General features: G+C 59.0%; 32 protein-coding genes. 27 read left to right on the plus strand and 5 right to left on the minus strand.

Going from position 1 to position 23,908, the window contains the following annotated elements; all coding sequences use genetic code 11:
- Nucleotides 1-270, minus strand: a complete 270-nt coding sequence (gene sctS, locus EIEH_RS03845) for a type III secretion system export apparatus subunit SctS (protein ID WP_015870358.1) — start codon at nucleotides 268-270, stop codon at nucleotides 1-3.
- Nucleotides 271-286: 16 nt separating this feature from the next.
- On the minus strand, nucleotides 287-934 hold the full coding sequence (sctR, locus tag EIEH_RS03850; RefSeq protein ID WP_015870357.1) for a type III secretion system export apparatus subunit SctR: 648 nt from the start codon (nucleotides 932-934) through the stop codon (nucleotides 287-289).
- Nucleotides 935-1,113: 179 nt separating this feature from the next.
- On the opposite strand from sctR, the gene EIEH_RS03855 reads away from it, so the two are divergent.
- The 27 genes from EIEH_RS03855 to guaD all read left to right on the plus strand — a co-directional run bounded on the left by EIEH_RS03855 (nucleotide 1,114) and on the right by guaD (nucleotide 21,788).
- A complete protein-coding gene (locus tag EIEH_RS03855) occupies nucleotides 1,114-1,494 on the plus strand; it encodes a type III secretion protein (RefSeq protein WP_015870356.1) in 381 nt (126 codons plus the stop codon).
- Nucleotides 1,478-3,535, plus strand: coding sequence for an EscV/YscV/HrcV family type III secretion system export apparatus protein (locus tag EIEH_RS03860; RefSeq protein ID WP_015870355.1), 2,058 nt, complete (start codon nucleotides 1,478-1,480; stop codon nucleotides 3,533-3,535). Before EIEH_RS03855 ends, EIEH_RS03860 begins: the two co-directional genes overlap by 17 nt.
- Nucleotides 3,522-4,838 carry a FliI/YscN family ATPase gene (locus EIEH_RS03865; protein WP_015870354.1) on the plus strand — a complete coding sequence of 439 codons (1,317 nt, stop codon included), beginning with the start codon at nucleotides 3,522-3,524 and terminating at the stop codon, nucleotides 4,836-4,838. The genes EIEH_RS03860 and EIEH_RS03865 overlap by 14 nt, the downstream gene beginning before the upstream one ends.
- Nucleotides 4,832-5,200 carry a hypothetical protein gene (locus tag EIEH_RS03870; protein ID WP_015870353.1) on the plus strand — a complete coding sequence of 123 codons (369 nt, stop codon included), beginning with the start codon at nucleotides 4,832-4,834 and terminating at the stop codon, nucleotides 5,198-5,200. The genes EIEH_RS03865 and EIEH_RS03870 overlap by 7 nt, the downstream gene beginning before the upstream one ends.
- A complete protein-coding gene (locus EIEH_RS03875) occupies nucleotides 5,197-5,676 on the plus strand; it encodes a hypothetical protein (protein WP_015870352.1) in 480 nt (159 codons plus the stop codon). The genes EIEH_RS03870 and EIEH_RS03875 overlap by 4 nt, the downstream gene beginning before the upstream one ends.
- Entirely contained in the window at nucleotides 5,654-6,568 is a 915-nt protein-coding gene (locus EIEH_RS03880) for a hypothetical protein (RefSeq protein ID WP_015870351.1), read from the plus strand. The genes EIEH_RS03875 and EIEH_RS03880 overlap by 23 nt, the downstream gene beginning before the upstream one ends.
- A gap of 303 nt (nucleotides 6,569-6,871) precedes the next feature.
- Nucleotides 6,872-7,219 (plus strand): hypothetical protein, encoded by a 348-nt coding sequence (locus EIEH_RS03885; RefSeq protein ID WP_015870350.1) that lies wholly within the window; start codon nucleotides 6,872-6,874, stop codon nucleotides 7,217-7,219.
- A gap of 24 nt (nucleotides 7,220-7,243) precedes the next feature.
- Entirely contained in the window at nucleotides 7,244-7,840 is a 597-nt protein-coding gene (gene sseB, locus EIEH_RS03890) for a type III secretion system translocon protein SseB (protein ID WP_015870349.1), read from the plus strand.
- A 10-nt stretch (nucleotides 7,841-7,850) separates the two neighbouring features.
- Nucleotides 7,851-8,318, plus strand: a complete 468-nt coding sequence (locus EIEH_RS03895; RefSeq protein ID WP_015870348.1) for a SycD/LcrH family type III secretion system chaperone — start codon at nucleotides 7,851-7,853, stop codon at nucleotides 8,316-8,318.
- On the plus strand, nucleotides 8,315-9,757 hold the full coding sequence (locus EIEH_RS03900) for a type III secretion system translocon protein (protein WP_015870347.1): 1,443 nt from the start codon (nucleotides 8,315-8,317) through the stop codon (nucleotides 9,755-9,757). Before EIEH_RS03895 ends, EIEH_RS03900 begins: the two co-directional genes overlap by 4 nt.
- Before the next feature lie 15 nt (nucleotides 9,758-9,772).
- A complete protein-coding gene (sseD, locus tag EIEH_RS03905; protein WP_015870346.1) occupies nucleotides 9,773-10,354 on the plus strand; it encodes a type III secretion system translocon protein SseD in 582 nt (193 codons plus the stop codon).
- Nucleotides 10,355-10,367: 13 nt separating this feature from the next.
- The gene (gene sseE, locus EIEH_RS03910; RefSeq protein WP_015870345.1) at nucleotides 10,368-10,751 is read left to right on the plus strand and encodes a type III secretion system effector protein SseE; all 384 of its coding nucleotides are present in this window, start codon (nucleotides 10,368-10,370) and stop codon (nucleotides 10,749-10,751) included.
- A gap of 156 nt (nucleotides 10,752-10,907) precedes the next feature.
- On the plus strand, nucleotides 10,908-11,399 hold the full coding sequence (locus EIEH_RS03915) for a tetratricopeptide repeat protein (RefSeq protein ID WP_015870343.1): 492 nt from the start codon (nucleotides 10,908-10,910) through the stop codon (nucleotides 11,397-11,399).
- Between the two features lie 18 nt (nucleotides 11,400-11,417).
- Nucleotides 11,418-12,320 carry a hypothetical protein gene (locus tag EIEH_RS03920; RefSeq protein ID WP_015870342.1) on the plus strand — a complete coding sequence of 301 codons (903 nt, stop codon included), beginning with the start codon at nucleotides 11,418-11,420 and terminating at the stop codon, nucleotides 12,318-12,320.
- Between the two features lie 48 nt (nucleotides 12,321-12,368).
- Nucleotides 12,369-12,848 (plus strand): protein EsaB, encoded by a 480-nt coding sequence (locus EIEH_RS03925; protein ID WP_239642626.1) that lies wholly within the window; start codon nucleotides 12,369-12,371, stop codon nucleotides 12,846-12,848.
- Entirely contained in the window at nucleotides 12,845-14,329 is a 1,485-nt protein-coding gene (locus tag EIEH_RS03930) for an EscC/YscC/HrcC family type III secretion system outer membrane ring protein (protein WP_015870340.1), read from the plus strand. Before EIEH_RS03925 ends, EIEH_RS03930 begins: the two co-directional genes overlap by 4 nt.
- Before the next feature lie 7 nt (nucleotides 14,330-14,336).
- On the plus strand, nucleotides 14,337-15,536 hold the full coding sequence (gene sctD / locus EIEH_RS03935) for a type III secretion system inner membrane ring subunit SctD (protein WP_015870339.1): 1,200 nt from the start codon (nucleotides 14,337-14,339) through the stop codon (nucleotides 15,534-15,536).
- Between the two features lie 10 nt (nucleotides 15,537-15,546).
- Nucleotides 15,547-15,771 carry an EscE/YscE/SsaE family type III secretion system needle protein co-chaperone gene (locus EIEH_RS03940; RefSeq protein ID WP_015870338.1) on the plus strand — a complete coding sequence of 75 codons (225 nt, stop codon included), beginning with the start codon at nucleotides 15,547-15,549 and terminating at the stop codon, nucleotides 15,769-15,771.
- 85 nt (nucleotides 15,772-15,856) lie between these two features.
- Nucleotides 15,857-16,549, plus strand: a complete 693-nt coding sequence (locus EIEH_RS03945) for a helix-turn-helix domain-containing protein (protein ID WP_035608757.1) — start codon at nucleotides 15,857-15,859, stop codon at nucleotides 16,547-16,549.
- A 24-nt stretch (nucleotides 16,550-16,573) separates the two neighbouring features.
- Entirely contained in the window at nucleotides 16,574-16,795 is a 222-nt protein-coding gene (gene sctF, locus EIEH_RS03950; RefSeq protein WP_015870336.1) for a type III secretion system needle filament subunit SctF, read from the plus strand.
- Between the two features lie 4 nt (nucleotides 16,796-16,799).
- Nucleotides 16,800-17,066, plus strand: coding sequence for an EscG/YscG/SsaH family type III secretion system needle protein co-chaperone (locus EIEH_RS03955; RefSeq protein WP_015870335.1), 267 nt, complete (start codon nucleotides 16,800-16,802; stop codon nucleotides 17,064-17,066).
- On the plus strand, nucleotides 17,063-17,314 hold the full coding sequence (gene sctI, locus EIEH_RS03960; RefSeq protein ID WP_015870334.1) for a type III secretion system inner rod subunit SctI: 252 nt from the start codon (nucleotides 17,063-17,065) through the stop codon (nucleotides 17,312-17,314). The genes EIEH_RS03955 and sctI overlap by 4 nt, the downstream gene beginning before the upstream one ends.
- On the plus strand, nucleotides 17,311-18,042 hold the full coding sequence (gene sctJ, locus EIEH_RS03965; protein ID WP_015870333.1) for a type III secretion system inner membrane ring lipoprotein SctJ: 732 nt from the start codon (nucleotides 17,311-17,313) through the stop codon (nucleotides 18,040-18,042). The genes sctI and sctJ overlap by 4 nt, the downstream gene beginning before the upstream one ends.
- Entirely contained in the window at nucleotides 18,039-18,593 is a 555-nt protein-coding gene (locus EIEH_RS03970; protein WP_015870332.1) for a type III secretion system domain-containing protein, read from the plus strand. The genes sctJ and EIEH_RS03970 overlap by 4 nt, the downstream gene beginning before the upstream one ends.
- A complete protein-coding gene (locus tag EIEH_RS03975) occupies nucleotides 18,590-19,243 on the plus strand; it encodes a FliH/SctL family protein (RefSeq protein ID WP_015870331.1) in 654 nt (217 codons plus the stop codon). The genes EIEH_RS03970 and EIEH_RS03975 overlap by 4 nt, the downstream gene beginning before the upstream one ends.
- On the plus strand, nucleotides 19,236-20,261 hold the full coding sequence (locus EIEH_RS03980; protein ID WP_015870330.1) for an HrpJ domain-containing protein: 1,026 nt from the start codon (nucleotides 19,236-19,238) through the stop codon (nucleotides 20,259-20,261). The genes EIEH_RS03975 and EIEH_RS03980 overlap by 8 nt, the downstream gene beginning before the upstream one ends.
- A gap of 177 nt (nucleotides 20,262-20,438) precedes the next feature.
- A complete protein-coding gene (gene guaD, locus EIEH_RS03985; protein WP_035608760.1) occupies nucleotides 20,439-21,788 on the plus strand; it encodes a guanine deaminase in 1,350 nt (449 codons plus the stop codon).
- 137 nt (nucleotides 21,789-21,925) lie between these two features.
- Here guaD and EIEH_RS03990 read toward each other — a convergent pair whose 3' ends face one another.
- From EIEH_RS03990 to EIEH_RS04000, 3 genes are read right to left on the minus strand one after another with little or no spacing between them, the layout of a single operon-like run.
- Entirely contained in the window at nucleotides 21,926-22,219 is a 294-nt protein-coding gene (locus tag EIEH_RS03990; protein WP_015870327.1) for a pentapeptide MXKDX repeat protein, read from the minus strand.
- Between the two features lie 44 nt (nucleotides 22,220-22,263).
- Nucleotides 22,264-23,052, minus strand: a complete 789-nt coding sequence (locus tag EIEH_RS03995) for a molybdopterin-dependent oxidoreductase (RefSeq protein ID WP_015870326.1) — start codon at nucleotides 23,050-23,052, stop codon at nucleotides 22,264-22,266.
- A 9-nt stretch (nucleotides 23,053-23,061) separates the two neighbouring features.
- Nucleotides 23,062-23,661, minus strand: coding sequence for a cytochrome b/b6 domain-containing protein (locus EIEH_RS04000; RefSeq protein WP_015870325.1), 600 nt, complete (start codon nucleotides 23,659-23,661; stop codon nucleotides 23,062-23,064).
- Nucleotides 23,662-23,908 lie beyond the last annotated feature (247 nt).

Genomic DNA, 23,908 nt, shown 5'->3' on the forward strand with positions numbered 1-23,908 from the left:
TCAGCCCCCCATCTGTGCGATCATATCCATCGCTCTCCCGGCATAGCTAAACAACGCGCTGCCCATCCAGTGGTAGGTCAACGCCAGCGTAACGCAGGCAGCCACCAGCTTAATGGCGAAAGAGACCGTCTGATCCTGGATCTGCGTCAGCGCCTGCACCAGCCCCACCAGGACGCCGACCAACGATGCGACCAACACCACCGGTAAAGAGAGGATCAGAACCAGCCATAGCAGCTCACTGGCCAATTGTACTAGCTGTGCTGTTCCCATCGCGCCTCCCGGTATCTTAGCGGTACGAAAGCAGCAGCTGGCCCAGTATCTTGTCCCAGCCCCCGACCAAAATAAAAACCAGCAGCTTGAACGGCATGGAGATCGTCATCGGCGACACCATCATCATCCCCATCGCCAGCAGGATATTGGATACGATGAGATCGATGGCGATAAAGGGCAAAAACAGCAGCAGGCCTATCTGAAATGCCTCCACCAGCTGACTGACGGCAAACGCCGGCATCAATAACAGCAGCGAGTTATCGCTGATCTTCTCCCGGACGGAGGCGGGCCAGCTCTTGGTGGCCACCTGGCGAAAAAATTTCAGCTGCTTTGCGGAAGTATGCTGACGCAGAAACTGGCGATATGGGTCGAGCGTATTGTCAGATAACCGCGACAGCAGCGTTGTCTGTGCCTGTGCAGGCGCATCGGCCAACCGCGCCTGCACGGCGGTACCGACCGGCGTCATAATAAACAGCGTCAGGATCAGCGCCAGCCCGTAAAGCGCAAGATTCGGGGGGATCTGCTGTATTCCCAGCGCATTACGCAGCAGGGCAAACACCACAGACAGCTTTAAAAACGATGTACCCATTACGATCAGCAGCGGCAGCAGCGAGAGAGTCACCAGGAGCGCGATTAATTCGGCCGGTTGTTCTGTCAGAGACATGATGGGTTCTCCTCTAGGATCTGCCGACAGTGTTTTCCACTTCCGCCCTATCGCCCATCGGGTAAAGACCTGACCTGTATGGAAAACCGGGGACTCACGCGACATCAGGTATTCACCCTATGCCTTACTGAGTACGGCTCCGCCATGATGAATGCGCCTCACGATCGCGGAGAATATTCATGGACCTACAGTGGCAGCGGCAAACCGAACTTTGGCTACGGCTGATGGGTGCCAGCCCGCAGCCGTCGGCGAACAGCCTTACGCTGAACAGGGGTCGAGACCGTGTTTTTCTGGAGCAGGATCAGGGGCGGGCGCGCCTGACGCTGGCACGCAGCCTACCGGTACCGCAGCGGCAGCCAACGCTGCTGCGCCTGCTGCAGCTATTGCAGCCCGAAGCCGGCGGCGGGATCCCGCTGCGAACCTGGCTGGCTGGCGATGCACTGTGGATTTCAGCGGCAGCACCGCCTGACAGCGGCGCCGAGCAGTGGACTGAGCTGGCACGCCGTCAACGGCGCCTGCTCGATCGCGTGATGGAGAATCCCAATGAAAACGGTCAATAGCTGGCTACACAAAATCACTGCGCGCCAGGATATCATTCTGGCGGCCATGCTATTACTGGCCGTTTTCATGATGATCATTCCCCTGCCGACGCCCCTGATCGACATCCTGATCGCCATCAACCTCACGCTGTCGATCACCCTGCTGATGATGGCGGTCTACATCCGTGAACCCATGGAGTTCTCCGCCTTTCCCTCCGTTTTGCTCATCACGACGCTGTACCGTCTGGCGCTGACCATCAGCACCAGCCGCCTTATTCTGCTGCAGCACGATGCCGGCGAGATCGTCTATACGTTTGGCAACTTTGCCGTGGGGGGCAATCTGGCCGTCGGTCTCATCGTGTTCGCCATCATTACCGTCGTGCAGTTTATCGTGATAACCAAGGGCTCTGAACGCGTGGCTGAAGTCAGCGCCCGCTTCTCCCTCGACGCGATGCCGGGCAAACAGATGAGTATCGACGGTGACATGCGTGCCGGGATCATTGATGCGACAGAAGCCCGTCGCCAGCGGGCCCTGGTTCAAAAAGAGAGCCAGCTCTATGGCGCGATGGATGGCGCGATGAAGTTTGTCAAAGGGGATGCCATCGCCTCGATCATCGTCATACTGGTCAATATTGTCGGGGGGATCTGCGTCGGCGTATTTATGCATGAGATGAGCGCGGGCGATGCAGCGGCAACCTACGCCATTCTGTCCGTCGGCGATGGCCTGATAGCCCAGATCCCGGCGCTGCTCATTTCGATCGCCGCCGGGATCATCGTCACCCGGGTTCCTGGCGAAAACCGGCGTAACCTTGCCAGTGAGCTCACCGAACAGATCCTGCGCCAGCGCCAGGCGCTGTGGATCGTTGCCGCCGTGCTGGCCCTGTTTGCCGCACTGCCCGGCTTTCCTACCCTGATCTTTCTCAGTCTTGGCGCGGGACTGGCCGCTATCGCTTACTCGCTGAGGCGCAAAGAACAGCAACACTCCCCGCATACCGCCAGCCACAGCGCAGCCTCGCGCGACGAGAGTGGGCAGGAGGGCGCACCACTGCTTATAGGCGCAACACCGCTCGCACTGCGCCTGCCCGACGCGCTGGCCCGCGATCCCTCCCTCACCCAGGCGCTGGCCACACTGCGGGCAGAAAAGCTGGAGCAGGCGGGGCTGCCGTTACCGGAGATTCAGATCCAGACAGATAATGGCTTTGGCCCGGATCAGTTTGCCCTGTTGCTGTATCAGGAGCCGGTGCTCGCAATAACTCTTCCCCACCTTGCCCTGCTCGATATTACTGCGCCGCCGCTGCGCCAGGCTGACCACCGGGAGACGCTCCCCTTTGGCGGGATCACGCTACAGTGGCTCTCGCTGGAACAGGCCGAAAGCAGCGCCACCATCGGTGTAAACAGCTATCAGGGCAATGCCCGGATTGCCTATCTCGTCTCTCTGGCGCTGGATCGCTATGGTGCCGAGTTTATCGGCGTCCAGGAGGCCCGTTACCTGATGGATCAGATGGAGCAGCGCTACGGCGAGCTGGTCAAAGAGCTGCAGCGTCAGCTGCCGGTCGCACGGATAGCTGATGTTCTGCAGCGTCTGGTCGCGGAGAGCGTCTCCATCCGCGATCTGCGATCCATCTTTGAGGCGCTGGTCGAGTGGGCGCCGCGGGAAAAGGATCCCGTGATGCTGGCCGAGTATGCCCGGCTGGCCCTGCGCCGCCACATTGTCGGACGCCAGCGCCACGGTCAGCCCTGGGTCAAGGCCTGGCTTATCGGCAGCCATATTGAGCAGATGATGCGTGAGTCTATCCGCCAGACCTCTGCAGGATCCTACTCCGCGCTCTCTCCACAGGAGAATCAGGCGATTCTGGCCGAGATCCACGCGGCGCTGGAGCGCAGCGGCGGCGCCAATACGGCCATCGTGACCGCGATCGATATCCGTCGATTTATCCGCAAACTGATCGAACGTGAGCTGTTCACCACACCCGTACTCTCGTTTCAGGAGCTGGACGATGAGGCAGAGCTCAAGGTATTAGGACACATTGAACTGATAGGAGACACCCATGCGGCTGCCTGACACTCAAAGGATCCTCGACCTGCTCGACTGTCCCATGCTGCCGTCGGTGACGGGAGAGCACCTGGAGGGACGCCTGCTCACCATCGGTGCGACATTATTACGCGCCCATCTGCCGGGGGTTGGGCTTGGCGAACAGTGCACCCTGCCCGACGGTAGCCCGGCAGAGGTGGTCGCTATCGAGGGAGATCAGGCGTTACTCTCGCCCTACCAGCCGCCGCTGGGGCTCGCCAACGGCATGCTGGTGACCCCCCTCGGCGCGCAGGCCTGCATCGGCGTCAGCGAGGCGCTGCTGGGGCGGGTCATCGATGCGCTGGGACAACCGGCGGACGGAAAACCGCCGGCGCAGGCCACACAGTGGCGATCGCTGGATAGCCCCCCACCAGACCCCATGCAGCGGGCACCTATCGATACCCTGCTGCCGATGGGCGTTCGCGCCATCGATGCCACCCTCAGCGTCGGCGTCGGCCAGCGCCTGGGCATATTCTCTCCGGCCGGCTGCGGTAAGAGCACCCTGCTCGGCATGATGGCCACCAATAGCCAGGCCGATGTCGTCATCTTGGCACTGATCGGGGAGCGGGGGCGCGAGGTACGGGAGTTTCTCGAACAGATCATGTCCCCCGAGCTGCGCGCCCGGAGCGTTGTCATCCTGGCGACGTCGGATCGGCCGGCACTGGAGCGGATCAAGGCCGCCGATACTGCGACCGTCATCGCCGAATATTTTCGCGATCGCGGACACAACGTACTGCTGCTGGTCGATTCCCTGACCCGCTATGCCCGCGCAATCCGTGAAATCGCACTGGCCGCCGGAGAGCCGACGGTCAGCGGCGGCTATCCCCCCAGTCTCTACGCCCGCCTGCCCCGACTGCTGGAGCGGGCCGGACCCGCCGCCTGCGGTAGCATTACGGCATTCTATACCGTACTGGTTGAGCAAAAGAGTGACCCGCTGGCCGAAGAGGTCCGCTCACTGCTTGACGGGCATATCGTGCTCTCCCGCCGCCTGGCCGAAGCCAGCCACTATCCCGCCATCGATATTATGGCCAGCATCAGCCGGGTGATGTCTCAGATCGTTACGCCACAGCATCGCCAGGCGGCAAACCGCCTGCGCCACCTCATGGCGACCTGGCAGGAAATAGCGCTGCTGGTGCGGGTAGGCGAATACCGCGCGGGACAGGATACCGACGCAGATGAGGCGATAGCCCGCCGGGAGGCCATCGATAACCTGCTGTGCCAGAAAACCGATGAACACTGCCCGCTGGCCCCCACCCTCAGCGCGCTGTACAGCGCAGTAGGCCAACCATGCTGACACAGCTACGCGATATCAAGCGGCTACGCGAACGCGGCCTGCGCAGTACACTGGCCCAGCTGGCCGATGAGGCTGACAGCGTACAGCAGAGACAGCGGCAGCTCCAGGCGCGGCTATCCGCACTGCAGATCCGCTGGCACGACCTGAATCAGCAGTCGGGCTGTCTGGACCATTTGGCACTGGGACGCCTGCGCAGCGACCTGTCGGCCATGGAGAGCGAATCACAGCGGCTGCGCCATGAGCTGGACGCGCTGGCTGCAGAGCAGGGACGCATCAGCCAACTGCGCGGTGAACACGAGACGCAGTTGCGCCTCAACCTACGCGAACAGGAAAAATTGAAACTGCTGGAGGAGAGCGAATGATTACGCCATCTTATGGACCCGCTTCCGGCCCCGACCACGCCCCGGCCACGGATCGCGACAAACGCCACTCCCGGCGCAACGACGACGCCGATCGTGACGCCGAGCGTTTCCGTCAGCTGCTGGCACAGCCAACGCCCCCCCCTATACACGATGGCATCGCTGACGACGCAACGCCTCCGGAGCCGTCGGGACATAGCACATCGCGCGGCGAAATGCCGTCGGCACTCCCGCGCCCCGTAGCCCTTCCGCTCTCCGCGGAGGGGCTACAGCTGCGGGCGGCAAGCGGTCCCCTCGCCGGACTGATGGTGACGGCGGGATGGCACGGCGGACGGCTGATACTGCGTCTGTCTGCACCCTCCGGCGCCTTGCGCGATCGGCTGGCGCAGGCAGATGATACGCTCGAAGTCACGCTCACCAACCTGCTGGGGATCCCTGTAACCGTGGAGACAGTCGATGAACCTTACCGCTCCCTTTAGCAGTGAGTCGCTGTTTTTTCTCAGCCGTCTCGACGCCAGCGCTGAGATAAACGGTATACAGATCCAGGCCGATCGGCACCAACCCTCAGGATCGGGTCTGCGCCTGGAGAGTCAGTGCGACGATCTCGCTATCACACTGTGGGCCGGTGCAGAGTGGAGTGACTGGCTGGCGCCGCAGCTGGTGGTCCCCGCTCTGGAGCAAATTGAACCCGATCTCCATCCGGCGGTTGCGGGCTGGCTGCTTTCACCGCTGAATGCGTGGCTGCAAGCGGCATCACTGCCCGGATTGACATCGCCAGCGCTGCATCAGGCCGACGCGCCGGAGCGCTGCTGGCGACTCACCTTTACCCGCGCTGACGCCCGCCTGTCGCTCTATATGACGCAAATCGCACCCGATCTCCTGACACGCTGGCTGGCCGCGCTGACGCCGCCGGCACAGCGGGAGCATACGCTGCCTCTGGTCCTCGGCTGGTGCTGGCTCCCGGCAGAAGAGGCGGCCAGGATCACCCCCGGAGATGCGCTGCCGCTGCAGGGAATGGCTCCCCAGCCCGACTGCTTCTGGCTCTCCTCCCCCGATAGCCCCGAGCAGCTGCGCCTCAACGACGCAGAGAGCGGCGTCGTCGTGCGGGCAACGCTGCCGACGGTAGCGCCAACGGCACCCGACGAGATCTGTCTCCTGGCCGAGGCCGGCCGTGTCAGCCTAAAGGCGGAAAGCCTGGGACAATGGGCACCCGGACTGGAAACGTCGCTCAACGCCTGTGCCTACCCGCGCCTGCAGCTCTCCCGGCGGGGAACCCTATGGGCGGAGGGGACACTACTGCAGCTGGACGATGGCTGGGCCGTGCGTATCACCCGCCGGATACCCGCCGTCCCCACTGAGCAAGAAGGATAAATCCGGCGCACAAGACACGGCGCCGCGCAGGGAAAACGGCGCCCCGGCGCCCGCGTAAACAATCGACAGCCGTCGGCACAGGCCTGCGGCACGGGCGCTCATTTGTCCAAATCACAGAATAAAAACAACGTAACTTCAGGTTATTACCCGATATTTTCCGCACGAAACCTGCGCCAATAATAGGTCGGTACAAAAGAGTCCGTACCAAGTGGTCAAACAACAAACGTTATGCAGCTTCTCGAAAGTTCGCGCCATAACGGCGTTCTAGCATCACATTATCGGTCGTCAATAGGAGGTTTCCCTATGAGCCAACACGTCACTAATCCCCTTTTGCAAATAATGCAAGACCTACAGCAGCGTCAGCGCAAACTTGGCAAGCAGATCGATGCCTTTCACACGTTACAGCAAGAGATCGCAACGCTCCATGAACGCGCCCCCCACGACCCACTGGCCCGCCAGCGGCTTGAACGCTTCAGTCGCGCGATGCGGGAGGAGATCGCCCCACTGCGCCAGCAGCTCAACGACTGTATCAGCCGCCTGCAAACGCACTTTACCGCCCTTAACGCCACCCTGAAGCAGGGCAACCGCCCGGCGCCATCACACCCCGATGGCACCGGGCGCTCCCCGGCTATCGGGCATGACTTTATCTAACTCCATCTATCAGAGGAAAGTACTATGGCCATCAATATAGATAACCAAGGTAGTGTAAACCGCGTCGGAAACAACGGCTACGACAACGACTTGGATCGTCTGGCGGGTCAGGGCGACGGCATGATGTCCGAAGGAATCAGCGTGCTGTACAAGTTCATGAATCTATACATCTATCTGGCGCAGGGAAAATTTGAAGTGATGTCTGCAAAGGCTGACAGGGCCAGAAACTCCCAGCAGGCAGCCAATGAGATCGATTCCATCATCGCTCAACTCAAAAAAGCGGGCGACACCGGCGATCTTCCGCCTGATGTGCTCAATTATCTGCGCGAGCACAATATCAATATCACGGTACAAAATGGTGGAAAAAACAGCAATGGTGACATCGACAGTTACCTGAAAAGCATCGGCCACCCTGACGGCAAGGGGCTGGATAAAGGACAGCTTGATGTGATTAAAGGGGCGCTGGAGACCGACTCGGGGCGCTGCTCTGACTTTGTCACCCAGTCCCAGCTGCAGATCCAGAAGCAAATGCAGTCCTATGGTGTCAGCGTCAACCTGATCAACAGCATGCAGACGCTGCTGGCTGAGATGAACAAATCCATTGCCCAGAATATCCGCTAAGGAGACCACCATGACCGAACAGGATGATCTCGCTACGCTGCATGGCTTTTTCAACCAGGGCGGTACCCTGCAGGCGCTGATGGATATTGCCCCCGACGATCTCGACCATGTCTACAGCTATGCCTGCCAGCTATTCGACGCAGAGGACTATGGCGGCGCCAAACGCTTTTACCTGCTGCTGACCCGTCTCTCCCACTGGCAATACGAGTACTGGCTCTCCCTGGGACTGTGCTGTCAGCGCCTGGAGGAGCACGAGCAGGCCGTATCCTGCTTCGGTCAGGCCGGCCTGCTGCGGCTGGACGATCCCCAGCCGGCCTATCTGGCCGGCCTCAGTTATCGACAGATCGGGCAGACGGCGCTGGCCGCTAAGGCCTTCAGCGCGGCGCTGAAATGGTGCGCCGCCAGGCCGCAGCACCAGGCGATAAAGGAGGAAATATTGCGCCAGCTCACACCGCTAACCGAGGAGACACAGCCATGAACCCTATCACAGAAACCCGCTATACCACGCCGCCGCTGGGTAGCAGCGGCCAGAGCGACAGAGTACAACAGCAGGAGGAACAACCGCCGGTTGGCTCAGGCGCGCTGGATCTGCAGCACCCCCTCATTCAGCATCATCAGGGTCAGGGTCAGGACCACAGGGGCGGGTTTCAGCGCCCGCCCGCCCCCCGCCAGCCCGTGACACTGCGCCTTGCGGAGGCCGCACTGAACCGCATTCTGGCTATTTTTGGCCCCCGCGTCGACGGTCATCCGCTGACGGTCAGCGATATCGAGCGCACGCCGATGGACGCGATGGTGCTGGCCGCCTCTCTGCTGGGGGTCAAGGCGCTCGGCGACAATGCCAATCTCAAAGCGCTGGCCCTGAAGATCCGCGAACAAGGCGCCGAAAACCTGCGCCTGCGCCAGAATGAAGATCTGCGAAAACAGGTGGATAAAGCCGTCGAGGATCAGGCAAAGGCCCAGAAGGCGGGGATCTTCTCCGCCATCGTAGACTGGATTGTCTCTATCGCCGAGGTGGTCAGCGGCATTGGCAAACTATTAATCGGCGATTTTGCCGGCGGCGCCATGGACGTGGCGGCGGGATGCTCCGGACTGGTGAAAGCCGCCTGCGAAACCCTCGCGCTGATCGATAAGGACCATGCGGACAAATATCAGGCCATTGCCGACGTCGCCGGCAAGGTGCAGCTGGCCTTCGAGCTCGCCGGCATGGTCGTCGATCTGGTCAGCGTCGGGCGCGGGGTCATGGCGGGTAAGTCTATCGCCAAAGCGGCGGAAACCGCCATGGAGGGAGCGGCCGGTGAGGCGCTGCATAACGCCGTGACCGAAGGCAGCGAGGAGGCGATCAAGGCCGCAGCCAAAGAGATAGGCAAGGAGGTTGCCGGACAGGTCTCCGAAGAGGTCATCCGCAACCTGGCCGAGCAGAGCGGCCGCTTCCTGGGCCAGGGACCTCTCCTGAAGGCCTTAAGCAAAGAGGCCATTGAGAAAATGGTCACGCAGGCGGTAGAAACCGCGGTGAAAAATGCGCTCAAATCCGGCGGCGACATATCGCTCGAAGCGCTGACCAAGCAGGTCGTTAAAGAGGTACAGCGCGCGGTCATCAAAGCCATCATCGGTGCCTGTATCACCAGCGTGGCCAATAACGCGAAGTCGACCACCCGCGCCACCCTGCAGGGCACTAACGGCATCTACCAGGGGGTTATCACCAAGGAGCGGGCCGAGCTCCAGAAGGTTATCCAGCAGCTGATGAATGAGAGCAGCTTTTTGCAGTTCATGCTGGATGAGTTTGAAAAAGTCAAAAAAAATGCCCAAGAGAATATCAGCAACCTGATGGACGGAGCAGGCAAAGCCCTCTCCTCTGCGGCAGACGCCCAGCAAAAGAGCGGCGCCATGCTCAGCAGCATCGCCGCCAATATCGCATGAACCGAGGAGCAGACTATGAATACCATCGACAACGGCAGCCAGGGTGTTAACGGCATCACCTCACCGGACAACCAGGGTTACATTTCGGGGGATCGCGACAATAATGCCATCGGCCAACTGAATGAACTGATGGTTCAGCTTGGAGAGCTGTTTGGGAAGCTGCGCGATGTGCTGCGCCAATATCAACAGGCGCAGCAAAGCAACGCGTTCAAGATGCAAAAAACTGCGTTTGAGACCCGTGTGGACTCCATCGATAAAGACTTTCAGGCCAAACAGGCCCAGGCTGTCGCTCAAATCGTCGGCGGCATCGCCCAGACTGTGGGGGGGGGGTTTGGGGAACACGGGCATACCATCAGCACTGGCCTTAACAACATGACGCAGGGGATTGTCGGCGTCGGCTATGCCAATGATCTGACCCGCCAGTCGCAGGAGGAGCAGGCGCTATCCGACTATCAGCACGGTATGGCTGACCAGCTGCTGAAGCGGGCGGAGGAAACGAAGGAGAAGGCGCTCAAGGTCTCCGGCGATCTGCGCGAGATACTGGCCACCCTGACTCAGGCCCACGAACATCTTTCCAGCAGCGTACGCATATCCTGAAGGAGGTGACACGATGGATGACGTCAGCCGTTTCATGGTGGCAGAGGGGCTACACCCGGCGCCGGCGCACTTCCTGGAGAGTGAGTTTCTCATCGGGCAGCGTATCGAAACCCCGCGTTTTCACCTCACCTATCGGCAGGAGGGGGAGCGTCTGATCCTCTGTGACTTTACCGCCCGCAGTGATGATGGGCAGGCCGTGATCGCTCTTATGGGGCTCCTGCGCCGCCTGATCGGCGCACTTCCCCTGCTGAGCTATATCGATGCCATGATCCTGCCCGCGCCTCACGATCGGGCGCTGGATAAGATGCGACGACGCCTGACGGATGTGATGCTGGCGGAAGGCGCACAGCCCATACGTCTGGATGACGAGCTGTGGCTGCGCTATCGCTGCCACTAACCGCTAAATCAACGCCGGCCAGCGCTTTACCACAGGGGGAGAGTGGCCGGCTCCCCGACATGACAATGCCAAACGCCAAAACCACCCCGCTTTGCCAAAGCTTCGCAGGAAACCTCCTGATAATGTAATAACATATCAGACTCTTTGGAGATCCCCATGACGTCCGTATTGCTCTCTACCCAGGCTGAAAAAGTGGCGCGTCGCTGGCTGGCGCTGCTCGAGGGCAGGGAAACACAGCTGCCCCTTAGCGGCGCCAGCCAGGATGAAATGGAGGCCAGCTATGCGCGCGGCTGCCAGGCCCTGAACGACGGTGATATTCACGGGGCGACGGCAGCATTCGCTTATCTCTCCCTGCAGCAACCGCTGGAGCGGCGCTTTACCTTCGCATTTGCCTGCGTGCTGCAGCAGCAGCAGGAGTATCGCCAGGCGCTGACCCTCTTCAGCTACTCCCTCGCGCTGCAGGCCAACGATCCCTTTACTCCGTTTCATATGGCGGAGTGCCTGTTTGCACTGAGAGAGCCTGACGCCGCCATGGATGCATTGGATGCCACGATTGCGCTGTGCTATGGCCAGGCCGACGACAATCCACACTATACACTGCTGCGCCAGCGGGCACAGAGCCTGCTGGATACGCTTAATCAACCTTAAGACGTTAAGGAGCCCATGATGATCACTGGCGTTTTCACCGAAGCACCGCGGCCACCCGCCGCAATGCAGGGGCCTTCACCCTTACCAAACAGCAGAGATATCACCACCCCGTGCGACCAGCTGGGGATTGAGCCGCCGCGCAGCGATGCGCCAAAAGCCTCTCCTTCACTGGAGGAGCTAAAGGCACAGGCCAAGGAGGCCGAGCAAAAGGCCAAAGATTGCGGCGTCGATATGGCGAAACGCAGCTTTGTCGCCAAAGTGCTCGTGCTGGTCGCCGCCAGTGCCGTGCTGATCGCCGCCGCGCTGATCACCGGGCTCACCGCCGGCGCCGGTATCCCCCTGCTGGCGCTGGCCAGCGTCGGGTTTGCCATCGCCGTCGGCGACGTCGCCTGCGCGGCCTATGACTGGCACAACAAAAAAAATGGCGGCGAGGGGCTTCCCATGGGCAGCGACGCTATCGGCAACGCGATCTACGGTCTGGGGAAAACCTGTGGTGCCAGCGATGAAAGGGCCCGCCAGGTCGCCACCTATGGCTCACTGCTGGCGCGCAGCGCCATTACCCTCGGAACCATTGCCGTCGGCGGATTCCTCCCCGTCGCCGCTCCTCACGCCCTGCAAACTGTGATCCCGGCGCTGACCCTGGGCAGTATGGCGCTCGAGAGCGGCGCCAGCGCGGTTAGAACCAACGAGATGCGCCATGGCATCACTCGGCACGGCCATGAGATCAATGCCGGCAGGGCCAGGGGCTGCGTTGAGACAGCCGAGCACGAACACGAACGGATGGCTGAGCTCGAAGCCACAGGGCAGAGGATATCCCAACAGCGGGAGACGCTGGATAAAGCGCGCGAGTTTCTCGTCCAAACCCTCAGTCAAAACAGCGCCGGGCCTGCTCCACTGACACGACGCCACAGCTTTGCCTGAGCCAGTCTACCGCCTCATGGACATACCGGCTGCGCTATCGCGGCCGGTATGTCCGCGCTTCTCGTACTCATCAATTCAGGTATGCACCCGATACGCAAGGGGATGCCGTCGCTTTACCCTAATGTCATGAACAGAAAACTGAATCCCCGTCAGGCGCTTCAGCAGCTGGCGATGTATCTCAACCATACCGACTGGTCCGTAGGGCAGCAGAGCCTCACAGGCACCCTACAGGATCGGCATCTGAAAGGACGCTATTTTGCCAGCGGTATATGTGTGGCGATAACGATCGCATGGCCGCTGGCACAGGCAAGCCAGGCGTGTCTGCTGCTGGCGGCGAGTCCGGAAACGCTGGACGATGCGCTCTATGTTGAGCAGCAGCAGTTCTGGCTACTGCGCCGCTACCCGCCGGTACTGACGGAGGCAGAGTTCGATCTTTTACTGCAGCAGCAGCTGGCGATGGCGGGGCTGCTGACGCCCCCGGTTCGGGAGACGCATCCCGGAAGCCCGTTCATTGGGAGGTATGCATGAGAATCATCGTTCTACTGATCTTACTCTGCTGTGAATTTTCCGCCGTCAGCCTGGCTCAGCCTATCCCCTGGCGAGGTGCCCCCTTTTTCGTCTCCAGTCAGAGCGTCACACTGGCCTCAGTGCTGCGCGATCTTGGCGCCAACTCCGGCGTGCCGGTGGTGGTTAGCCCCCACATTACCGAGTCCTACGTGGGAGAGCTTCGTGATTCACCACCCGGCACGATACTGGCCGAGCTAAGCCGACTGTACCAACTGCTGCCCTACTACGATGGCAATACGCTGTATGTCTATAAGGCCCAGGAGGTGGAACAGACCACGCTGGCGCCCAGTTACCTGGCGGGATCGGTACTCAAACGCCTATTGCAGCGCAGCGGGTTGCTGGACGGCTATGCCTGCCAGGTCCGCCAGGTTGCGGCCGCCAATGCCCTACAGGTTAACGGCGTCCCCGCCTGCCTAAGCCAGGTGACGACTCTGGCCAAACAGCTGGACGAGCAGGATCTTAACCAGGAACAAAACCGTGAAACCGTCGAAGTCTTCCCGCTCAAGTATGCCAACGCCAGCGACACCAGCTACACCTACCGCAACCAGAGCGTCGTCGTCCCAGGACTGGTATCGGTACTGCGCGAGATGGCACAGGGGCACGCCATGCCGCTTCCTGACAGTAAAAGCAGCACGCCTCCCAGCAACAGTAGCGGCCTGCCCACCTTCTCGGCTGACCTGCGCCAAAACGCGGTATTAATCCGCGATCGCAAACAGAATATGGCGCTCTACCGCCAGCTGATCCAACGGCTGGACAAACGCCCGACCCTGATTGAAATCTCCGTGACCATCATCGACGTGGATGCCGGGGATATCAACCAACTGGGCATTGACTGGTCCGCCTCTGCGCGCATCGGCGGCGGCCAGGTCAGCTTCAACAACGGCGGCAGACTCAACAGCGACAGTTTCTCTTCACTGATCTCCAACTCCGGCAGCTTTATGGTGCGCCTCTCCGCCCTGGAGCAGCAGTCTAAGGCCAAGATCGTGTCACGCCCCTCCGTCGTCACGCTGGACAATGTGCAGGCGGTGCTGGATCGCAGTATCACGTTCTATACCAAGCTCAGCAGCGAGAAAAACCCCAAGCTGGAGGCGATTACCTCGGGGGCCCTGATGCGTGTTACGCCGCGCCTTATCCGGGAAAACGGCGGGAATAAGGTATTACTGATCCTCAATATCGAGGACGGACGTCAAGGTGCACCGCTCAGCCAGACGGAGTCCCTGCCTCAGGTACAAAACGCAGAAATCGCCACCCAGGCGACCCTGAATCTGGGACAGGCCCTGCTGCTGGGTGGCTTTGTGCAGAATGAAAATACGCAGGGCGTTCGCAAGATTCCGTTGCTGGGTGACCTTCCCCTGATCGGCGGACTGTTCCGCAGCACCGATCGCAATACACTCAGCGTTGTACGCCTATTCCTGATTAAAGCCGAGCCCCGCCAGATGTGAGGTAACTATGGAGACCTGTTTCAAGCTTACGTTGCTCAATGGCCCCCTGCGGGGACAGGCGCTACGGCTTCCCACAGGTGAATTTACCCTTGGCGAGGACGAAGAGAACGATCTGCATCTGGCACTGGAGAGCGGCGCGACTGCCGCACTATCGGCCAGCGAACAAGGCATCAGCCTCACTACGCCTACCCCCTGCTGGGTAGGCGGCCGCCCCTGGCACGGCGATCACCTACCGTTAAATCAGGGGATCGATCTCGCCGGGATCCACTTTGTCCTGACCGACAGCGATAGCGATGCACCGCTGCCGAAGATAGTCAAACGCCGCACCAAGAGCCGCGCCATTCTGCTATATGTCCTTTTCGGCACGCTGCTGCCGACGCTTGGGATCATCGGCTTCTTTGGGTACACCGCGGCGCCGTTGCCCCCCACGCCCCCTACGCCGCGTTCATGGCTGCCACAGGCACTGAAAAATGAGCCGGGGCTACAGGCCATCTGGCAAAGCAACGATGAGCTGCTGCTGCGCGGTCACTGCCAGGATAGCGGACACCTGGCAGCACTGAGCCAGCGCCTGCAGGCCAGCGGCGTCCATCTGCAGCAGGAGGCCGTCTGCAACGATACGCTACGCCAGGCACTACGGGCACTGCTGAATAGCTATGGCTATCAAAATATGATTATCACACTGCAGGATAACGGCGACGCCACCATCGACGGTGATATCCAGGGGAATAGCACTCCCTTGGCCCAGGCGCTGGATCAGCTGCCTGGCCTGGGACGCTGGCAGTTTACGGACAGCGGCGCCCAGACGCTGGAGCGGCTGATTAATGCCCTGCAAACGGAGGGGCTACTGGAGGGCATCAGCGCACGGCGCACCGAGCACGCCTGGCTGCTGTCAGGACACATTACGCCGCCGCAGCAGGAACGCCTGAATGATTTACTTCAGCGCCTCAACCATCAGGGCGGGGCTAATACGCTCCCCCTCCGCTTTATCGGCATGGCGGGGGGATTAGGCACCGAGGATCTCCTGCCCGCGCCGATCGCGGGCGTCGGCGGCGCCGACAACGCCCTATACCTGCAGTTGAGCAACGGCATGCGGCTGCTTCCCGGCACACCGCTCAGCCAAGGCATGCGTATCGTCCAGATTACGCCTGACGGCGTCTCGTTGGCGGGCCGACTGCGCCTTGTTTTTATCCCCCTACACTCCAGTTGAGAGGCACCCTATGCCAACCCTGACGCATCTTGAAGATTCGCTTCGACACGACCCGCACGGACACCAGCGCCAGCGCCTGATCGACTGCCTCAATGACGCCGCGCTGCGCCTTGCCCAGGCCTTGCGCCAGCCACACAGTGCCGACGAGTACGCCCGCCTTGAGCGTCAGCGTCAGTCATGTCTGGCCGCGATACGCGTCATCGATACCGTGTGGACGCTGAATCAAAACGCCTGATCGCCGCCAACTCAGGTGATGACCCGATAGGGGGAGATTTATCCGGCCGCTATGATGATTCAAGAACCTCAGCCAGGAGCATATCATGCCCAATTTGCATCTACTGCTCGTCACCGGTCCAGATAACATCGCGTCTCTTCCTGAGCCCGGCGTACTGCTGATCGCTGACTCACGACCGCCAGGCATCGCGTCGACCCGGCATACCAGGCTATTTAGCTATCCATGCAATCTTCTGCACGGCATATGCCGTGATTTACAGCACCTGATGTACAGTGGTCCGGACCCTATATCTCCCCCTCAACCGTTGCCCATCACCATGGCGCCGGGCCTGCTGAAAACACTGCTGCGGCTGGCGGATGCCGACGATGAAACCATGCTCAGGCTGGTATTGGCCTACAGCCTGACCCTGGAGTGTCAGCGGACATCCACTCTGCTGCGATCGCTGTTAACTGCCGATGCCGACCTGTTCGACACGCTCTATCGCCATCGGCTCGAACCCTGGCCGGTGGCGCGCTATGCCGATCTCTTCGGTCTGTCACAGCGTAAATTCAACCAGCTGTTCAACGAAAAGTTTGGGATGGCGCCGAAACGCTGGCTGCTGCGCCAGCGTCTGGGACATGCCCGTCAGCTGCTCGAAACCACCTCCAAAAAGGTGATCGACGTGGCGCTGGAGTCCGGATTCTGTAACGCCGCCCATTTCTCTGACTGTTTTCGGCGCCACTTCAGTCAGTCGCCAAGCGAAGTGCGCCGGGCCAGTCATCACCACCGCGCCGCCTAAACATGGTCACGGTAAGGAGCCTATATGAACATTGAGGATATTGTCTCTCAGCTGGACAATCAGGTTTCCCGTATATCCAGCGATGCAAACTCCGTCATCACCTCTGGCAACGTCAACAACAATCCAGAGGCCATGCTGAAAGCCCAGTTTGCCATGCAGCAGTACTCCGTGATGATCGGCTATCAAAGCTCGATCATGAAAACCGTCAAAGACATGATGATGAGCATCATCAGTAAAATAGGATAATGCCATGGATATGCTGTCTGTTCCCCGCCTCGTCGTTGAGGCGGGCTTTGCCGCCGTTAACTGCGGGATGCGGGCCGAAATGCACGATATTCTCAATGCGCTGCCCGACTGGCTCGACGATCCCGACCAGATTGCCCGCTGCGAAGCCATTCTACTGTTCGGGCTGGGGCGCCAGCGAGCGGCCACGGCCCGTCTGGCGATGTTACCGCCGAACGACTGCCTGCCGCTGCGCGCACTGATTACGCCCCCAACTCAGGAGAAAACAGTATGAATATTGATGCCATTAACGCAATCGGACAGACGCTGATGGGGGGGACGTCAGAGGTGAAAGAGCCGGTTTCACTGCCTGCCCAAGAGCGCTTTGCCGCCCTGATGAACACGCCGCAGGCTGGCGACTCGCCGAATACCATGCTGGCGGTCCAGGGCACTATGAATGATCTGGTGGTCGGGGTTGACCTGACCGCCAAGGTCGCGGGCTCCGTCGCCCAATCCATCAATAAGCTGGTGAATATGTCATGAAAATCACTCCATGGATACTGCTATTCAGCATGCTGCCCCTGTTGAGTGGATGTAAAAGCGAGCTCTACAGCAAGCTGGATGAGAAAGAGGCTAATCAGATGATGGCCCTGCTGATCTACAACAAAATTCCGGCCGATAAGCGGATGGAAAAAGATGGGGTGACCCTATTGGTCGATCAGGATCGCTTTGTCGATGCCGTCGAGGTACTCCGCCAAAACGGCCTGCCGCGCCCTCAAACCGTCACCATGCAGGAGTTATTTCCCAGCGGACAGCTGGTTACCTCCCCAGAACAGGAGGAAGCCAAACTTAACTATCTTAAAAGCCAGCAAATTGAAAAGATGCTTAGTAGCATGGATGGCGTCATTAATGCCGAAGTCTCGGTAGCTGAACCGCGCGCCATCGTAGGCGAGGCGCCGCCCCTGGCCTCCGCGGCGGTATTCATTAAATACAGTCCCGACGTCAATCTCCCCGCCAGAGAGGCAGAGATCAGGGCCCTCATCAACAATGGTATTCCCGGGCTCGCGCCGGATCGCATCAGTGTGACCCTACAGCGGGCCGAATACCGTTATCAACCCCCGGGTGCCGTCGCAGCAGAGGATCATAAAATCATTCTATATGGATACCCGCTGCCTTTGGAGGCGCTGATCGCCGCGGCCTGTACCCTCCTGTTTGGCCTGCTCATTAGCCTGACCCTATGGCTACGCCGCCCCAGGAGGAGCACGCCATGACACCCGCCAGGCAGCATCTGTATCAGGTCTGGCACCAGCCTGGGCACATCATCGATCCCGCATGGTGGGGAGCGCTGGGGCTACACTGCTGGCAGTCGATCTACCGTGACGGTCCGCTGGCGCGGCCTGCGCTCGATACGTTGCTACGCCAGCGGCTGGGACAAAGCGGTGCACCACCCACGCTGACCCCGCTATCCAGCGATCTGCTGGCCAGCGCTGAACGCCGCACGATGCTGCTGCTGGCTATGGGACTCTGGGCCCTGGAGGCCGGTGGGCTGCTGCTGCTAAAACCGTACCGTGAGACGCTCGCCGACACGTTGGACCCCCTCAGTATCGGACAGTTACAGGTACTGCTACCCTATGGCGCCGCGCCGCAGCCTCTACCGCCCGCATCATTATATCAGCGGGCGATGGATCTCGGTATCGCCTGGCTGAGCCAGGCGCCAGATCCTGCACTGCGCGCCTGTCGGCTTTACTCCCCCCCATCGCAGGGCGCAGCACCCACGGGATCGCCCATCCCCATACTGCAAAAGCTGGCGAGGTGGCTATGAACAATCCGCTGCATCTTCCGTTTACGACCCTGCCCGGCGCCTTACCGAGCCAGGGATATCTCACGGCACACAGCCTGCACGAGCGGGAAGAGATGCAGTGCGCTATCGCCGCATCGCTGCACCAGGCCGAAGAGCAAGCCTGTGCGATACGGGCCGCAGCCGATGATCTCCTGGCCCAGGCCAGGGTGCAGGCGCAACAGATACGGGAACAGGCACAGCAGGAAGGAGAGCGGTTAGCCCGGCAAAAGCAGGAAGAGGCCATCGCCGACGCCGTACAGTGGCTGTGTCAGGAGCAGGATCTGGAACAGTATCTTGCCAACCAGCTCGCGCAACGCTGGCGCCAGCTGACGGCTCAAGTCATCGAGGAGCTCTTGGGTAAACAGGAGCAAAATGCGCTGCTCATCCGTAAAGTCCATCAGTTAGTGGTCAGTCGCTTTGCTCAGGGGCGCCTCACCCTCAGCGTCTCCCCCCCGGCTCTGGCGCATGCCCAGGCCGCCTGGGCCGATAACCAACGGATTACATTAACCGCCGATCCCTCCCTGCGGGAGGGTCAGGCGCTGCTGGATAACGGGCTACTGCGCATTCACGTGGATAGTCAGGCCCAGCAGTCGCGTCTGCTGCAACTGCTCAGGGATACCGCCTATGCTTAACATTAACCCGGCCTCACAGATCCCCACCGAACGGCCCACGAGCGTACCGCATACTACGCCAGGCCCAGAAAACAGCGCATCCGTCATCGCACAGGCGATGGTAGCGCTGAGCGAAACCCAGAGCGAGACCCTAGAGGAGACCCAGGAGGATCTGAGCTTTGCGCTGGGGGGACGCCTGCGCGAACTGCGCAATGGCAAAGAGCATGAATCAAGCAGCCGTGGACGGGTGCTGATGCACAAGCTGGTGGCAGAAGTGGCGATGATTGCGGAGGAGGATCTCAGCGATCTGAACGACGACGGCTGGCAGCAGTCGCCTCAAATGCTGAGCGCCCTACAGGCGCAGTACCCGGCGCCCGGTGCGGCCGCCCTGCATCTGGCCGCCTGGCTGGCCCACCGACAACCGGGCGCCAGACTGCGCAGCAGAATGGAGGAGGCACTGGCAAGCCTGATGGCGGACGACCAAACGGCCATCGATCTATTTGCTACGCTGGAGTTCGGTACCGTAACGCCGGGCCTACGCCAAGAGCTGCGCCAGCTCTATCATCGTGCACTGGCCCCCCGCCGCCAGATCTCCCAATGGCTAAACATGTTGGGAGAACGGCAACAGCGCCACAAAAAAATACGCACCATGCTACACCTCTTGGCCTATGAGCTTTCTGCCAGTGGCCAGCCGATCGTTGGCAGCCATCTGGCCGCTGTTATTGACGACCTGCGCCAGCTACTGCGTCTGCTCGGCCTGGAGGATTATTGCGATCGCGCCGCTGCGGCGCTGGGTGTGTCGGCCATTAGCGGCGAAGGACTCATGCTGCTCGTAGTACAGCTGATCGAGCAAATCTGGCTTAACGCCGATACACTGGAAGAAATGTTGCCGCCGCAGGCCGAGCTGGATCGCTATCGGCTCCTACAAGCGCTGGGCAAGTTGATACAGATGCTGCCGGATACATGCTTTAACGACGCGGACCATCGCCTACAGCTAGATGAAGCCATTCATACTCTTAGCGATAGTATCGTCTCCTGATATATTCTTATATCGTCCGACCTCTCTCTGCCGCACGCTAAAAGCGCTGTTGCCTTGTATGCACGCATCAACAATAATCGTGTCGGCGCACCAAAAATAGATTCAACACCGCAGAAATACACAGAAGATAAACAAGCTACAAATATCATACACAATCAGCTAAAAACCCCTCAACCAATGCTATTATTGTCGGCCCCAATAAATAATAAAGAGGCTATACTGGTGCACCAAGAAATATCTGCCATTCGCTCCAGCTTTCTTCACTTCTTCAGTAATCCGGCCAAATCAGCCCCTCTCAGCGATTCATTTGAATTTATTGAGGATGGCTTACTTATTATTAAAGAGGGTAAAGTCGTTGAGTGCCGACCCTACCATCATAGCGATGTGCATAATTATAAAAATATTGATAATAAAACCGGTTGTCTGATTACCCCAGGGTTTATCGATACCCATATTCACTATCCACAGAGCGAAATGATCGGTGCCTATGGTGAGCAGTTACTAGAGTGGCTAGAAAAATACACGTTTCCGACAGAGAAAAAGTTTGCCGATCCAGCCTATGCCCAATATATTGCACATATCTTCATCAATGAGCTGCTCAGAAATGGTACTACGACCGCCCTGGTCTTTGGCACCGTGCACCCACAGTCGGTAGATGCACTGTTTGAAGAGGCCCTGAGCAAAAATATGCTGTTGATCTCTGGCAAGGTCATGATGGACAGAAACGCCCCCGACTATCTGCTTGATACCGCAGAATCGGCCTACCAAGACAGCGAACGGTTGATTCAAAAATGGCATAACAGAGGCCGCCTGAAATATGCGATTACACCACGCTTTGCCCCAACCTCTACGCCAGAGCAGCTGCGTCTGGCCGGAGAGCTGAAAGAAAAATATCCAGACACCTATGTACACACCCACCTCTGCGAAAACCGCAGTGAGATTGCCTGGGTTAACGAACTGTACCCCGAGCAGAAAAGCTATTTCCAAGTTTACCGCCATTATGGACTCGCGGGGAAAAAATCGGTATTCGCTCATGCGATCCACCTCAGCGATACAGAATGGGACGGTATCGCTCAAACAGATTCGGCTATCGCATTCTGCCCGACCTCCAATCTATTTTTGGGCAGCGGCCTGTTCAATCTGGCTAGAGCACAAAATCATCACATTCGGGTTGGCTTAGGCACAGATATCGGTGCAGGAACCAGCTTTTGCCAATTAGACTCATTGAGTGAAGCCTATAAAGTCACCCAGCTAGCGGGCGGTACCCTATCAGCATTTATGGGGTTTTATCTGGCAACTCTCGGCGGCGCGGTTGCCCTCAGCCTTGATACACAGGTGGGGAATTTTACCGCGGGGAAAACTGCCGACTTTACGGTTATCGATTGGTACACCGATGAGATACAAAGGCTGCGTATGGATAATACCAATACATTAGAAGACAGGCTGTTTGCACTGATGATCCTGGGGGGTAAACAGAATATTAGAGAGACCTATATTGCCGGTGAAAAGCAATATCAACGCGCGTAATATATTCCGTCAAACGACGCAAGGGATCACACAGCGACACAGCAAAAGATACCCATAAAAAAACGCCCTATTGCCGGGGGAGCAATGATAGGGCGTAACAGAAAGGCACCGGATAAAATAAAGACGCTGACGCGGGGTTACATACCTTTATTCACCTCATCCTTAGCCATGTCATCTTTTTTCATACTCTCTTTCTTCATACCATCCTTAGCCATACCGTCGTAAGACATTCCCTCTTGCGCCATCCCGTCATGGGCTATCATTTTTTTCTTCTTCATGCCATCTTTACCAATATTATCATGAGACATCGCGCGCTCTTTCTGCATGCTATCATTGCCCATATTATCTTTAGCCATACTGTCTGCAGCATAGACTGCGGTGAATGCCATCATCAGAGAGCTGGCCAGTACTGTTGCGATTACTTTTTTCATTTTTCCATCCTTATCTTATTGAGGAAGTACTGCATTAAAAAAGATCAGCTGCCGCCAAACCAGTTGTAGCCCTGATCTTCCCAATAACCACCGGGGAATCGGTTGGTTATTTCTATGGAAACGATATGCTTTGGATTTTTATAGCCCAGCTTGGTCGGAATACGCAGCTTCATCGGATAGCCATACTCCGGCGGCAGCCGCTGCCCATCCCAGGAGAGCGCCATAATGGTCTGCGGGTGCAGCGCGCTCGCCATATCAATGCTGGTGTAATAGTCATCGGCGCAGCGAAAGCCAACGTATTTCGCCTGGGTCTGTGCGCCGATCAGCCGCAGGAAGTCAGCGAAGCGCACGCCGCCCCAGCGCCCGATGGCGCTCCACCCCTCAACGCAGATATGGCGGGTAATCTGCTCATGCTGCGTCAGCTGATACAGCTCCGCTAGGCGCCAGCTCCGGGTGTCCCGCACCAGCCCGCGAACCTCTAGCCGGTAGTCATCTCCCGCGATGTCGGGAATCTCCTCCTCGCCATAAAACGCATTAAAGGGAAAGGGGCGCGTTATCTCGCTCGGCGTATACTCCGGCGCCAGGCGCTGCCCGCTGAATAGCCAGCCCTGTACCCGATCGTTAAACCGAGACATACGGTTGAGAACGCTCTCTACGTCGGGATTTTCGCTGAGATCGCACCCGGTCAGCAGGGCGATGCCGCCCAGCGTCAAGCCTTGCTGCAGAAAACGGCGGCGCGACGATCCGCCCAGGCGGCGGGCAACCAGACGCTGCGCCTCCTTCACCAGCGCATCACCATCACCGACGGATAAATCGATGTTGCTCTTCTTCATCGTCGCTCCTTAGCGTCCGCGTAACATCGCCAGCAACGTTTTAGGAACCAGTGCCACCATCACCACATGCACCACGAGGAAGGCGCACACGAATGCCATGGCATAAAAGTGGATATAGCGCGCCGTCTCATACCCGCCCAGCAGCCCACGCAGCAGCGGAAACTGCACAGACTTCCACAGCACCAGACCGGAAAGCAGCAGTACGATGGCGGCGCCGATGGCCGACAGATAGGCACACTTCTGCACCGCGTTATAATGGCGCGGATCGTCATGGGCCAGGCGGCCGCGCAGCGCGTCTGCCATATCCTGCCACAGCTGCCGCAGCGATATCGGCCAAAAGCGCCGACGAAAACGGCCGCCGATCACGTTGATGGTCAGATACACCACGCCATTAAGGGCAAACAGCCACATGGCGGCAAAGTGCCACTGCAGGGCACCGCCCAGCCATCCCCCCAGGGTGTATTGCTTGGGAAAATAGAAATCAAACAGCGGTGAGGCGTCATAAATCCGCCATCCGCTCAGGATCATTAAAAAGATGGCGATGGCATTAATCCAGTGACACAGCCGTAGCCATAGCGGATGGACATTCACTACCTTTGCGCCGCTCATCCGGTCGCTCCTGCATGTAGGGGAATAGTTGCAGTCTACCCCACGGCGAAAAGTTAAATCCTTAAACAAAAAGTTATAGGTTTGCGTACTGAAAACGCGATCGATTGTATTATGGTTTCGCAATCTGTGGCGTTATACCTTATCGTATTCACAATATGAATTAAAACGCCGATGATTATCATTTATTGATAGGATAACAAGTAGATAAATAATAAAGCGATGCGTAAATGGGAAAGATACGGAAGGG

The sequence above is a fragment of the Edwardsiella ictaluri ATCC 33202 genome, from assembly GCF_000264785.1.
GTDB classification, from domain to species: Bacteria; Pseudomonadota; Gammaproteobacteria; order Enterobacterales; family Enterobacteriaceae; genus Edwardsiella; species Edwardsiella ictaluri.

Excerpts from the sequence above, each read along its gene's own strand:
- EIEH_RS03930 (WP_015870340.1), top strand. The coding sequence starts at position 12,845 with ATGAGAATCATCGTTCTACTGATCTTACTCTGCTGTGAATTTTCCGCC.
- sseB (WP_015870349.1), top strand. The coding sequence starts at position 7,244 with ATGGCCATCAATATAGATAACCAAGGTAGTGTAAACCGCGTCGGAAAC.
- EIEH_RS03975 (WP_015870331.1), top strand. The coding sequence starts at position 18,590 with ATGAACAATCCGCTGCATCTTCCGTTTACGACCCTGCCCGGCGCCTTA.
- EIEH_RS03925 (WP_239642626.1), top strand. The coding sequence starts at position 12,369 with ATGTCCGCGCTTCTCGTACTCATCAATTCAGGTATGCACCCGATACGC.
- EIEH_RS03990 (WP_015870327.1), bottom strand. The coding sequence starts at position 22,219 with ATGAAAAAAGTAATCGCAACAGTACTGGCCAGCTCTCTGATGATGGCA.
- sctS (WP_015870358.1), bottom strand. The coding sequence starts at position 270 with ATGGGAACAGCACAGCTAGTACAATTGGCCAGTGAGCTGCTATGGCTG.
- guaD (WP_035608760.1), top strand. The coding sequence starts at position 20,439 with ATGCTATTATTGTCGGCCCCAATAAATAATAAAGAGGCTATACTGGTG.
- sseD (WP_015870346.1), top strand. The coding sequence starts at position 9,773 with ATGAATACCATCGACAACGGCAGCCAGGGTGTTAACGGCATCACCTCA.
- EIEH_RS03860 (WP_015870355.1), top strand. The coding sequence starts at position 1,478 with ATGAAAACGGTCAATAGCTGGCTACACAAAATCACTGCGCGCCAGGAT.
- EIEH_RS03880 (WP_015870351.1), top strand. The coding sequence starts at position 5,654 with ATGAACCTTACCGCTCCCTTTAGCAGTGAGTCGCTGTTTTTTCTCAGC.
- sseE (WP_015870345.1), top strand. The coding sequence starts at position 10,368 with ATGGATGACGTCAGCCGTTTCATGGTGGCAGAGGGGCTACACCCGGCG.
- EIEH_RS03900 (WP_015870347.1), top strand. The coding sequence starts at position 8,315 with ATGAACCCTATCACAGAAACCCGCTATACCACGCCGCCGCTGGGTAGC.
- EIEH_RS03855 (WP_015870356.1), top strand. The coding sequence starts at position 1,114 with ATGGACCTACAGTGGCAGCGGCAAACCGAACTTTGGCTACGGCTGATG.
- EIEH_RS03885 (WP_015870350.1), top strand. The coding sequence starts at position 6,872 with ATGAGCCAACACGTCACTAATCCCCTTTTGCAAATAATGCAAGACCTA.
- EIEH_RS03915 (WP_015870343.1), top strand. The coding sequence starts at position 10,908 with ATGACGTCCGTATTGCTCTCTACCCAGGCTGAAAAAGTGGCGCGTCGC.
- EIEH_RS03995 (WP_015870326.1), bottom strand. The coding sequence starts at position 23,052 with ATGAAGAAGAGCAACATCGATTTATCCGTCGGTGATGGTGATGCGCTG.
- EIEH_RS03875 (WP_015870352.1), top strand. The coding sequence starts at position 5,197 with ATGATTACGCCATCTTATGGACCCGCTTCCGGCCCCGACCACGCCCCG.
- EIEH_RS03955 (WP_015870335.1), top strand. The coding sequence starts at position 16,800 with ATGGATATGCTGTCTGTTCCCCGCCTCGTCGTTGAGGCGGGCTTTGCC.
- sctD (WP_015870339.1), top strand. The coding sequence starts at position 14,337 with ATGGAGACCTGTTTCAAGCTTACGTTGCTCAATGGCCCCCTGCGGGGA.
- sctF (WP_015870336.1), top strand. The coding sequence starts at position 16,574 with ATGAACATTGAGGATATTGTCTCTCAGCTGGACAATCAGGTTTCCCGT.
- EIEH_RS03865 (WP_015870354.1), top strand. The coding sequence starts at position 3,522 with ATGCGGCTGCCTGACACTCAAAGGATCCTCGACCTGCTCGACTGTCCC.
- sctI (WP_015870334.1), top strand. The coding sequence starts at position 17,063 with ATGAATATTGATGCCATTAACGCAATCGGACAGACGCTGATGGGGGGG.
- sctJ (WP_015870333.1), top strand. The coding sequence starts at position 17,311 with ATGAAAATCACTCCATGGATACTGCTATTCAGCATGCTGCCCCTGTTG.
- EIEH_RS04000 (WP_015870325.1), bottom strand. The coding sequence starts at position 23,661 with ATGAGCGGCGCAAAGGTAGTGAATGTCCATCCGCTATGGCTACGGCTG.
- EIEH_RS03940 (WP_015870338.1), top strand. The coding sequence starts at position 15,547 with ATGCCAACCCTGACGCATCTTGAAGATTCGCTTCGACACGACCCGCAC.
- EIEH_RS03920 (WP_015870342.1), top strand. The coding sequence starts at position 11,418 with ATGATCACTGGCGTTTTCACCGAAGCACCGCGGCCACCCGCCGCAATG.
- EIEH_RS03980 (WP_015870330.1), top strand. The coding sequence starts at position 19,236 with ATGCTTAACATTAACCCGGCCTCACAGATCCCCACCGAACGGCCCACG.
- EIEH_RS03945 (WP_035608757.1), top strand. The coding sequence starts at position 15,857 with ATGCCCAATTTGCATCTACTGCTCGTCACCGGTCCAGATAACATCGCG.
- sctR (WP_015870357.1), bottom strand. The coding sequence starts at position 934 with ATGTCTCTGACAGAACAACCGGCCGAATTAATCGCGCTCCTGGTGACT.
- EIEH_RS03970 (WP_015870332.1), top strand. The coding sequence starts at position 18,039 with ATGACACCCGCCAGGCAGCATCTGTATCAGGTCTGGCACCAGCCTGGG.
- EIEH_RS03870 (WP_015870353.1), top strand. The coding sequence starts at position 4,832 with ATGCTGACACAGCTACGCGATATCAAGCGGCTACGCGAACGCGGCCTG.
- EIEH_RS03895 (WP_015870348.1), top strand. The coding sequence starts at position 7,851 with ATGACCGAACAGGATGATCTCGCTACGCTGCATGGCTTTTTCAACCAG.